The organism is Butyrivibrio proteoclasticus, assembly GCF_900115735.1.
GTDB classification, from domain to species: domain Bacteria; phylum Bacillota; class Clostridia; order Lachnospirales; family Lachnospiraceae; genus Butyrivibrio; species Butyrivibrio proteoclasticus_B.
In genome coordinates this window covers 86,774-98,444 of sequence record NZ_FOXO01000007.1, presented here as the reverse complement: position 1 = coordinate 98,444, position 11,671 = coordinate 86,774, and the positions used below count along the sequence as shown (strand labels likewise).

8 protein-coding genes are annotated in these 11,671 nt (G+C 40.5%); all 8 read right to left on the bottom strand.

All coding sequences use genetic code 11. From position 1 onward, the window contains the following. Positions 1 to 11 precede the first annotated feature (11 nt). Positions 12 to 1,028 carry an ABC transporter ATP-binding protein gene (locus BM146_RS06145; protein WP_074885911.1) on the bottom strand — a complete coding sequence of 339 codons (1,017 nt, stop codon included), beginning with the start codon at positions 1,026 to 1,028 and terminating at the stop codon, positions 12 to 14. After that, positions 1,028 to 2,014, bottom strand: a complete 987-nt coding sequence (locus tag BM146_RS06140) for an ABC transporter ATP-binding protein (protein ID WP_022774158.1) — start codon at positions 2,012 to 2,014, stop codon at positions 1,028 to 1,030. The genes BM146_RS06145 and BM146_RS06140 overlap by 1 nt, the downstream gene beginning before the upstream one ends. A 225-nt stretch (positions 2,015 to 2,239) precedes the next feature. Next, positions 2,240 to 3,298 carry an ABC transporter permease gene (locus BM146_RS06135; protein ID WP_074885908.1) on the bottom strand — a complete coding sequence of 353 codons (1,059 nt, stop codon included), beginning with the start codon at positions 3,296 to 3,298 and terminating at the stop codon, positions 2,240 to 2,242. Between the two features lie 37 nt (positions 3,299 to 3,335). Next, a complete protein-coding gene (locus BM146_RS06130) occupies positions 3,336 to 4,265 on the bottom strand; it encodes an ABC transporter permease (RefSeq protein ID WP_074885905.1) in 930 nt (309 codons plus the stop codon). Positions 4,266 to 4,699: 434 nt separating this feature from the next. Beyond that, the gene (locus tag BM146_RS06125; RefSeq protein WP_083413421.1) at positions 4,700 to 5,467 is read right to left on the bottom strand and encodes a flagellin; all 768 of its coding nucleotides are present in this window, start codon (positions 5,465 to 5,467) and stop codon (positions 4,700 to 4,702) included. A gap of 405 nt (positions 5,468 to 5,872) precedes the next feature. Further along, positions 5,873 to 6,310, bottom strand: coding sequence for a hypothetical protein (locus tag BM146_RS06120; protein ID WP_074885903.1), 438 nt, complete (start codon positions 6,308 to 6,310; stop codon positions 5,873 to 5,875). A 293-nt stretch (positions 6,311 to 6,603) separates the two neighbouring features. Continuing rightward, positions 6,604 to 8,181 carry a helicase HerA-like domain-containing protein gene (locus BM146_RS06115; protein ID WP_074885900.1) on the bottom strand — a complete coding sequence of 526 codons (1,578 nt, stop codon included), beginning with the start codon at positions 8,179 to 8,181 and terminating at the stop codon, positions 6,604 to 6,606. Positions 8,182 to 8,305: 124 nt separating this feature from the next. Next, a complete protein-coding gene (gene carB / locus BM146_RS06110) occupies positions 8,306 to 11,557 on the bottom strand; it encodes a carbamoyl-phosphate synthase large subunit (protein WP_074885897.1) in 3,252 nt (1,083 codons plus the stop codon). Positions 11,558 to 11,671: the final 114 nt, after the last annotated feature.

Sequence of the window (11,671 nt, the reverse complement as noted above, 5' to 3'; positions counted from 1 at the left end):
ATCTTTTAGCTTTAGTTAAGAACTATCTTGTTCTGAATCTTTGCAACATCTTCAATATGGTGACATGCAACAAAATGTCCTGATGAAACCTCTTTAAACTCAGGCATACTCATGGCACAATCCTCCTGAGCATATGGACATCTTGTTCTGAATGGGCATCCAGAAGGAGCATTCAGAGGGCTTGGGATATCGCCGGAAAGGACAATTCTCTTATTAGCCCTTGCAATCTTTGGATCAGGTACAGGTACAGATGAAAGAAGGGACTTGCTGTATGGATGAAGCGGATTGTTGTATATTTCCTCTGCATCAGCAAGTTCTACCATTTTTCCAAGGTACATAACTGCTATTCTGTCACTGATATGTCTTACTACCAAAAGATCATGAGCTATAAAAAGATATGTAAGTCCCAATTTGTCCTGAAGTTCATCAAACATGTTAATGACCTGAGCCTGGATAGAAACGTCAAGGGCTGAAACCGGCTCATCACACACGATAAATTCAGGATTTACGGCCAAAGATCTGGCAATACCAATACGCTGACGCTGTCCGCCTGAGAACTCATGTGCATATCTTGAAGCATGCTCAGAGTTAAGTCCTACATAGCTCATAAGCTCAAGGATACGCTCTCTTCTCTCTTCCTTGGTCTTGTAAAGGCCGTGGATATCAAGAGGCTCTCCGATAATATCAGAAACCGTCATTCTTGGATTAAGTGAAGAATACGGGTCCTGAAAAACCATTGTGGCTTTCTTTCTAAACTCTTTAATATCTTCCTTGGTCTTTATCTGTTTGCCGTCATACCAGATTTCTCCGGCTGTTGGCTTGTAAAGATTCAGGATTGTACGTCCTACTGTCGTCTTTCCGCATCCTGATTCTCCTACAAGTCCAAGTGTCTCTCCTTTTTTTATGGTAAAAGAGACATCATCTACTGCCTTGAGAGGCTTAGTCTTAAAGAATCCTACGTTTACATTGAAATATTCTTTAAGATGTTTTATTTCTACAAGATTCTTTTTGTTTGATACTTCACTCATCAGTTAACCCTGCCTTCCATCTGCTTCTTAACGTTCATCCAGCAACCGGCAGCATGATCATCATTGATCTGCATACGCTCTGCTCTTTCGCGCAAACATATCTTCATAGCCGCATCGCATCTGGGTGCAAATGGGCATCCCTTAGGCATATTAAGAAGGTCAATAGGAGTACCTGCGATAGGTTCAAGTTTCTTGCCCTCTTTTCCTTCTGTAGGGATTGAACGAAGAAGTCCTTTCGTATATTCGTGGCATGGATTATAGAAAATCTCATCCGCTGTACCCTGCTCACATATTGAACCGGCATACATAACAATTACTTCATCACACATCTGGGCTACTACCCCAAGGTCATGTGTGATCATTATTATCGCCATTCCAAGTTCTTTCTGAAGTGACTTCATAAGATCAAGGATCTGAGCCTGTATCGTAACGTCCAAAGCTGTTGTAGGCTCATCCGCAATAAGAATATCCGGCTCGCAGGCAAGTGCCATCGCTATCATTACACGCTGTCTCATACCGCCTGAAAACTCGTAAGGATACTGATTCATTCTCTTTTCGGGCTCATTTACATTAACAAGTCTGAGCATTTCTATCGCACGCTCTTTTGCCTGCTCTTTATTTCTGTCTGTATGAAGGAGAATCGCCTCCATCAGCTGATGTCCGATTGTATAAGTAGGATTGAGTGATGTCATTGGATCCTGGAAAATGATTGACACTTTATTTCCGCGTACAGTCTTCATGACTTTTTCGCCGGATCCTACAAGTTCCTGGCCGTCAAGTTTGATTGAACCGGAAACTATTTTTCCTGTTCCTGCAAGTATCTGCATTATCGAATATGCAGTAACCGATTTACCGGAACCTGACTCTCCTACAATTCCCAGGACTTTTCCTCTGTCCAGGTTAAAAGATATTCCATTAACTGCCTTTACCTCACCGGCGTCTGTGAAGAATGAGGTATGAAGGTCTCTTACTTCAAGTAATCTCATCAATTTATACTCCCGATTATTTATTGTATTTCTGATCTTAGTTTTGCCTCGTCAAGTGATTTTCTAATGTAGTTCTGCTCTGACACTTCGTGTCAGCCAGAACAAAGTAGTACACCAGACTCGAAAGGACCTCGCTAAGTGATTTTCTAATGAAGTTCTGCTCTGACACTTTGTGCCAGCCAGAACAAAGTAGTACACTAAGCTCGAAAGGACCTCGCTAAGTGATTACTTTTCCAACTTGGGGTCAAATGCATCGCGAAGGCCATCACCAAAAAGGTTAAGTGAAAGAACTATAAGTGAAATAACAAGTGCAGGTATTACAAGTCTGTATGGATATGATGAAATACCATTAAGTGCATCTGAAGCCAGAGAACCAAGTGAAGGCATAGGTGCATTTACACCAAGTCCAAGGAATGAGAGGTAACTCTCAGTGAAAATAGCACTTGGAATCTGAAGAGCTGTTGAAATAATGATTACTGAGAAGCAGTTAGGAATGAGGTGCTTTAAAATGATCCATTTGCCTCTTGCACCTGCTGCCTGTGATGCAAGAACATATTCCTGCTCACGAAGTGAAAGGATCTGACCTCTTATGAGTCTTGCCATAGAAACCCAGTAAAGAACACCAAACACTATAAACAAACTGATGATGTTTGAACCGATCTTGGCAAGTACCGTTCCATCCAAAGCTCCTTCCATTACAACCTTAAGTACTGACGAAAGAAGGATGACCATAAGCATATCAGGAAGTGAATAGATAATATCAACTATTCTCATGATTATCAGGTCGACCTTTCCTCCGGCATATCCGGCAACCGAACCGATTGTCATGCCAATGATAAGAACGATAATGCTGGCAAAAAAACCAACTGCTAAAGAAATCCTTGTTCCATAAACTACACGGATGAAATAATCTCTTCCCTGAGAGTCAGTTCCAAAAATATGAGGAATGACTGTCTCTCCTGCTTCCATTCTTCTGATTTCCGACCTTCCATACTCAAAGGGTCTAAGATCATTGAAGGAATTATCTACCGGCTTACCCGGTGTCATACCAAGCATCTGATCATATGAATATGGCCAGAACATTGGAATAAAAATTGCTGCCAGTGTAATGATCACTATAATAAAGAAACAAACTGTTGCAACTTTATTTTTTAAAAGTCTCTTAACGCTGTCCTTAAAGAATGTTGATGAAGGACGCATCTGAACCATATATTCTTTTTCTTCTTCTGTAGCAGGGATGAAATCGTCCATGTTAACCTGCGAACTAAGCTTTGAAATATCCATCTGGAAAATCTCCTAACAATTTATTGAAATATTGCTTTTATTCTAATGTGATTCTAGGATCTACAACCTTGTACATGATATCTCCCACAAGATTCATGATTACGATAAGTGTCGCAAGAACGATTGTCGTTCCCATAACTAGTGGATAATCACGGCCTGTAATACTATTTACAAAAGCTCTTCCAATTCCGGGAACTGCAAATATCTGCTCAACTACAAGAGAACCCGTAACAATTCCCGCAAGCATTGGCCCAAAGTATGTGATTACAGGAATCAGTGAATTCTTAAGGGCATGTCCGAAAACTATCTTCATTCCTGAAACACCTTTTGCCTTGGCTGTTCTAATATAGTCCTGACCAAGAACCTCAAGCATTGATGACCTTGTAAGTCTTGTAATATATGCCATCGGATATAGAGAAAGGGTAATGACCGGAAGAACCAATCCATTTTGTGATGCCCCGTTTGCCGGAAACACTTTTAGCTTTATAGCAAAAAGAATGAGAAGAAGTGACCCCATGATAAATGATGGCATGGACACAAATGCTGTCGTAATTATCATTATTACTCTGTCAATAAGCTTGTTCCTTCTAAGGGCTGCAACAGAGCCAAGGATCACGCCGCAGATAAGCGCAATAACAGCAGCGATCACTCCGAGCTTAGCTGATGTCTTCATTCCGTCAAAAATAATGTCATTTACATTACGACCTCTTTGTTTTAATGATGGCCCGAAATCAAATTTCGTAACGACATCCTTCAAATACGTAAGATATTGGATTCCAAGGGGTTTATCCAAACCATATTTGGCCTCCATCGCTGCCTTTACCGATTCGGTAACTGCTTTCTCACCTGTGAATGGTCCGCCTGGAACTGCATGCATTACGAAAAACGTAACCGTGATAACTACCCAGACTGTAACAATTGCAAGGATGACTCTCTTAACAATGTACATTAGTGTCTTTGTGTTCATTCTAAATCTCCACCTACCTGTTTTATTTGTTTCTATCCAGTTGCCATTAATGGTGCAAAGCGTTGACGCTTCAACGTGCTACATCGTTTGCGTTATAAAAATTGCAATGACACCTCTATTTGTGCGCCATTGCACTCGTCAACAAGATTGTATACACGCATATAATCATGCAACTGCACTTATGTTATAAGAGAGCTTACTTTATGTCAAGCTAATTAGGTTAATTTCGCTCTAACTGATTAATAAACATCAAGTATCTTTGTGCAAAATACATATGTCCGCATATGGCGTACATTTACTACTAATTGTTCTTTGATTTTTTTTAATTTTTTTCTGATTAACATAAAAAAATCTACGTAATTATTATATCATAATTACGTAGATTTTTTAATTAAATTAAATATAGCTTTAATCGAGTATAATTAATCGATTAGTCAGGCGAAAAGCATCAAGCTTTGTTGCTCTTTGTCTTCCATTTGTTTTTTCTGGAGAATCATTTGGTAAGAATCCAGCGCCTGCTGGGTCTTGAGTTTCTGATAAGCCTTTATGGAATTATCCTCTTCTTTATCCATCTGATACCCATTGAGTTCAAGTGCAGCATGAGAGTTATATGATAATGCATAATCAACTCCATTTGACTGTGCCCCTACGTTTGCCCTTGAACTTGTAACCTTTTCCAGAGCACTGTCAATTGCACCTATGTCAAAATCTCCTGTAACATCATAATCTGCTATTCCAAGGGCTTCCAATGTAGAATTGTAAGTAGAAACTGTAGACACGGATCCATTGCTGTCAGTAGCAACCTTAAAGTCCCCATTTGAGCCATCAAGAAGATTCTTCTCGTTGTAATTTGTACTTCCTGCTATATCTTCTATTCCCTGCTTATACTGCTCGATCTGATTCTGAATTGACTGTCTGTCGCTGTCTGATAATATTCCGTTTTTTGCCTTAACAGAAAGTTCTCTGATGGACTGAAGGTAATCAGTTATTCCGTCCATTGCTCCATCTTCAATGTTCAAAACAGATTTCGCAGATGTAAGGTTCTCGCTACCGGCATCAAGACCATTAACCTGTGTCTTGGTTTTCTCCTGAATTGCCAGCTCTGAAGCTCCCTGAGAAGCACTTTGATACGTTCCGCCTGCTGTTATAGTGGAATATGGAGAATAACTACCGTATCCACTCACAGATGAAATACTGCTCATATCAACCTCCTTTTCTCATCATGCGAAGCAAAAAATATTCTAGCTTAAGATAATCCTATCATTAAGCAAAGAAAATACTAGATGAAAAATTATAAATTATCTGGAAATTTGAAATGATGTTTCATACAAATGAAGAAATAAAAGAAACTATTAACCAATGTTAGTTTGGAACTTCAAAATGTGTTTTTCCGTATAACGCAAAAACACCCACGGGGGGACGTGAGTGCCTGCGATTTTCTTATGAGGGGGAGATAGTGATTGTCTCTAAACGGCTTAGAGAACTGTTTCATCACTAACCTTAATTAACAATATAAACTATAATTGTGTTCAAAAAGTGAATAAAATAATCTTTTTTGTGAACTTTTTGTGGAGAAAAGGCGAAGTACTTTTTTTTAATCAGGCTGATCAATGTGAGTATCTGCCGTATATCTCCGCTAATTTACTTATTTCTTCAGGTGAAAGATTCTCAACTGCATATTCCATAAGGCCATCTTTGTCACCTTCATTTACATACTCCATAACCTCTCCGGCAGTTTCTGTGTCAATATGATCTGCTATTATTTCTGTAACGGTTTCTCTATCCTCTTCAGAAAGAGACTCCAGAGCTTCTTTTACCTCAGGATGATCTGCTGCGATCTTATCAATATTATCTTCAATGAGATCAACTGTTTTCTCAGCAACAATCTTTTTAGTTCCCTCTTTTATAATAGGGAGAGCTACATTTATGAACAATAAAACAACAACTCCCAAAATGATGATGGATATCATCAAATGCCCGAAAGCGCTGTTTTTATCCTCTTTCTTACTTTTATAATATGCGTTTTTTCGTTTGTTTTTTGACATTTTTTCTTTTACTCCAATTTATTTTTTATAATAGATTATATTTCTTTAATAGTTCGTACACATTTTGGAAACACTTACCCTGTACTATATAATCTATCAGAAGGACAAAACTTCTGAACCCCCAACAATACTTTTTTTCATACACGGGTTGTCTGGTTCCCCACCTGGCAACCCCTCCTCCCAAAATCCAGAGCCTTTTAAAGGCTCTTTTCTTTTTGTCAAAAGAGTCTGAAAATAAAGAAACCAGCTTCTATTGTATCACAGAAGCCGGTTTCAAGATTATTATTTTCAGTTCAGACCTTAAACAGTGTTGAAAGAATGCCTCTTCCAAGGCTTGCTCCCAGATTTCCGCCAAGGGTTTTTCCAAATTTGCCAAACTTACCGCCGAAAGTCTTCCCCACCTCTCGTCCAACTGTTCCGGCAACGGCATTTCCAACTGATTTAGCTGCCTGCTTTTTCTTTCTTGCCTCTGCAGCCTCTTCTTTTTCTTTTGCCCTGGCTGCTGCGGCTTCCTCTTTGGCCTTTGCCTTGGCTGCCTCTTCCTCCGCTTTTAGCTTTGCCTTTGCCTCAGCATCTGCAAGGCCCTTTCTTTCGAGGAATTCATAGGCAGAATCCGGGTCTTCAGCCTCATAATATTTACTGTACAGAACGCTCTGCTTTATCTCTTTTTCTCTTAAAGAATCATCGATACCGCCCATAAGTGACTGTGGTGGAAGTATTGATACCTTCTCTACAACAGTAGGAATGCCATCTTCGTCAAGAAGTGAGCATACTGCTTCTCCTGTTCCAAGCTCCTGAATAACATCAGCAGTCTTAAATGCAGGATTCTCCCTAAATGAATCAGCTGCCACCTTAACAGCTTTCATATCAGACGGAGTATAGGCGCGAAGAGCATGCTGTATCTTATTTCCAAGCTGCGCGAGAACCCCATCCGGAATATCACGAGGATTCTGTGTTACAAAATAGATACCAACACCTTTTGATCTGATGAGCTTAACAACCTGCTCGATCTTATCCATCAAAAGCTTTGGTGTATCTGCAAAAAGAAGGTGTGCTTCATCAAAGAAGAATACCATTTTAGGCTTATCAAGGTCTCCCACTTCAGGAAGGGTCTCAAAAAGCTCTGAAAGCATCCACAAAAGGAATGTTGCGTACAAAGTGCCATTGTTTATAAGGCTTGTGCTGTCGAGGATATTTATCATACCCTTTCCGCCTTCACCCGTTGTAAAGAAGTCTCTAATATTAAGCGCAGGCTCGAAAAAGAACTTGTCAGCTCCTTCAATTTCAAGAGAAACAATAGCTCTCACAATCGCTGCAATTGAAACTTTGCTGATATTTCCATAGTCTGCAGCAAACTCTTTATTGTTTTCGGAAATATAGTTGAGCATTGCCTTAAGGTCCTTGGTATCTACAAGGAGAAGATCATTGTCATCTGCAATCTTGAAAGTTATTGACAATATATCTCTCTGAAGATCATTAAGTCCAAGAATCCTGGATAAAAGAAGTGGTCCCATTTCTGAAACTGTTGTGCGAAGAGGGATTCCTTCTTTGCCAAAAACATCCCAAAACGTTGCAGGATATTTTGTATAAGAAAAGTGAGCTTCATCAAGGCCAAATCTTCTGATCCTTGTCTGCATATCCTCAGAATCCCGGCCTTCACTGACCATTCCGGAAAGGTCGCCCTTTACATCAGCCAGAAAAACAGGAACTCCCATGTCACTAAAGCCCTCTGCAAGCACTTTAAGGGTAACTGTCTTTCCTGTACCCGTTGCACCGGCTATAAGGCCATGTCTGTTAGCCATTTTAGGCAAAAGAAATACCTTTTCCCCATTCTCATTATTTGCCACCCAGATCTTACCATCTTTATACATACCGACCTCCCAACAAACATATTTATAAGCAATATTTTATCACGTTTTCGCTATATATACATTTCAAATAAACAGAAAACCTGCATTTTACTGCAGGTTTTCTGTTTAGTCTATAAAAAACTACTTAGAGCTGTTTATGGTAATCCTGAAGAGAATTTATGCATCCGCATCCTTTGGCCTTAACTTCATGTATTCCTTCCGCTGCCGCCTTGCCTGCTGCAACAGTAGTAATGTATGGAATGCGCGCTTTTATTGCTGCTTTTCTTAAATATGCATCATCATGTTTAGTGTATTTGCCAATAGGAGTATTAATAATAAGCTGTACCTCGCCGTTTTTGATCACATCCTCAACGTTAGGCCTTCCGCCTTCATAATTCTTCATTATCCTGGTGGCATTGATTCCAGCCTCTGCGATTGTTTCGTATGTCTTACCTGTAGCATATATCTTGAATCCATCTTCAGCAAAGCTCTTTGCAAGTTCAGCTGCAGCAGGCTTATCTTCTGTATTTAAAGATATAAGCACTGCTCCATCTAAAGGAAGGGCTGAATTTGCAGCTTCTGATGCCTTAAAGAAAGCTTCGCCGGGAGTCTTTGCAAGTCCAAGTACTTCACCTGTAGACCTCATTTCAGGTCCAAGTACCGGGTCAACTTCAGGGAACATATTAAATGGGAATACTGCCTCTTTTACGCCGTAATATGGCGGCTCCTGCTTTTTCTCTTTTTCCTTGATCAGCTCTTTTACCGGTGAAGGACGCCCTGTTATAGATGCAGTTATGATATCTGTTGCAACAGGAACCATCTTGATGCCGCAAACCTTGGAAACAAGAGGAACAGTTCTTGATGCACGGGGATTTGCTTCAAGTACATAAACAGTGTCATCTTCGATGGCATATTGCATGTTCATAAGTCCCACTACATTCATTTCGACAGCGATCTTCCTTGTATATTCCTCGATAGTCTTAAGGTGCTTTTCTGAGATATGCTTGGATGGCACTATACATGCGGAATCTCCTGAGTGGATACCGGCAAGTTCAATATGCTCCATTACTGCAGGCACAAAAGCCTCACTGCCATCACTTATAGCATCAGCCTCACATTCAAGGGCATTGTGAAGAAATCTGTCAATAAGGATTGGTCTGTCAGGTGTTACACCTACAGCTGCCTTCATGTAGCCTTCCATGCTCTCTTCATCTCTTACTATTTCCATTCCGCGTCCGCCAAGAACAAAAGATGGACGAACCATTACAGGATAACCGATCTTTGCAGCAATTTCTTTTGCCGTTTCAACATCAGAAGCCATTCCTGACTCTGCCATAGGAATGCCAAGCTTATCCATCATCATACGGAATTGGTCTCTGTCCTCAGCAAGGTCAATTACTTCAGGCGTTGTGCCAAGGATGTTAACGCCTTCTTCTTTAAGCTTTGCTGCAAGATTAAGAGGTGTCTGTCCACCAAACTGGGCAATCACGCCGATAGGCTTTTCTTTTCTGTAGATCTGAAGTACATCCTCAAGTGTAAGCGGTTCAAAATAGAGTTTGTCTGATGTGTCATAGTCTGTTGAAACTGTCTCAGGGTTGCAATTGACAATAATTGTCTCAAAGCCAAGTTTCTTAAGAGCCATAGCAGCGTGAACACAGCAGTAGTCAAATTCGATACCCTGACCGATCCTGTTAGGGCCACCGCCAAGGATCATTATCTTTTTATTGTCTGAATCAGGAGCGCTCTCAACAACGATTCCCTCATCTTCATGCTGATAGGTTGAATAGTAATATGCGCTTCCGTCAGTGCCATATACATGAACCCCTTCCCAAGTCTCGCATAGTCCGGCTTTTTCTCTTTCATTTCTGATGTCATCTTCTGTAACACCAAGAAGCTTTGAAAGGTATTTATCGGAGAAACCATCCTCTTTGGCCTTAATAAGATCAAGGGCTTCCGGAACTTTAGAAGTGTATTTTGATGTAAGCTCCATTTCCTCTTCCACAAGTTCTTTCATCTCATTAAGGAAGTAGTGCTTTACTTTGGTGATATCATGTATCTCATCGACTGATACACCTTTTTTCATAGCTTCATATATAAGGAAATATCTCTCAGAAGAGGCGTCTTTGAGCATACGGAGAAGCTCTTCTTTGGGCATTTTTTCAAACTTCTCTATAGCGCCAAGACCATAGCGGTCTTTTTCCAAAGATCTGATTGCCTTTTGGAATGCCTCTTTAAAGTTCTTACCAATACTCATAACTTCACCAACAGCTCTCATCTGAGTTCCAAGTTTGTCCTCAACTCCATGGAATTTCTCAAATGCCCAGCGGGCGAATTTAACAACAACATAGTCTCCACCCGGAACATATTTATCAAGAGTTCCGAATTTAGAATCAGGAAGTTCTGAAAGAGTAAGTCCTGTTGCAAGCTTAGCTGAAACAAGAGCGATAGGGAAGCCTGTAGCCTTGCTGGCAAGGGCAGATGAACGTGATGTACGTGGATTGATCTCGATAACGACGATACGACCTGTTTTAGGGTCGTGAGCAAACTGAACATTAGTGCCTCCGATGACTCCAATGTGTTCAACAATTTTATAAGCCTGACGCTGCAGCTCTTTTTGAAGATCCTCACTTATTGTGAGCATAGGAGCTGTACAGAAAGAATCACCTGTATGAACGCCGACAGGATCAACGTTTTCAATGAAACATACAGTGATCATGTTATTGTCTTTGTCTCTTACTACCTCAAGCTCAAGCTCTTCCCAACCAAGGATTGACTCCTCAACAAGGACCTGATGAATGATCGAAGCCTGAAGGCCACGGGAGCAGACAGTCTGAAGTTCCTCTTTATTGTAAACAAGACCGCCTCCGGCGCCTCCCATTGTATAAGCAGGACGAAGAACAACAGGATAACCAAGTACGTCAGCTTCTTCAAGGGCCTCTTCTACACTATAACAAGCCTTTGAACGAGCCATCTCGATACCAAGCATATCCATGGTCTTTTTGAACTCTGTTCTGTCTTCGCCACGTTCAATAGCGTCAACCTGAACACCTATAACTTTTACATTAAATTTATCAAGGGTACCTGCTTTATAAAGCTCAGAACACAGATTAAGTCCGGACTGACCACCAAGATTAGGTAGTAGAGCATCCGGTCTTTCTTTTTCAATAACTGCTGTAACACGTTCCACATTAAGTGGTTCAATATAAGTCTTATCCGCCATTTCAGGATCAGTCATGATCGTTGCCGGATTCGAATTAACCAGTACTATTTCATACCCCAGACTGCGAAGCGCTTTTAAAGCCTGCGTTCCCGAATAATCAAATTCACAGGCCTGCCCGATGACAATTGGTCCCGAGCCGATGATCAGTACTTTGTGAATATCTGTTCTCTGTGCCATTTCACTCCTCCAAAAACTATTTTTAATTATCTTTTCTACTTTACCATCTTAAAGTGCTTAGCACAAGAACTTTTTTTTTGTAGAAATGAGTATAAAAAATAAGTAAAAAAATGC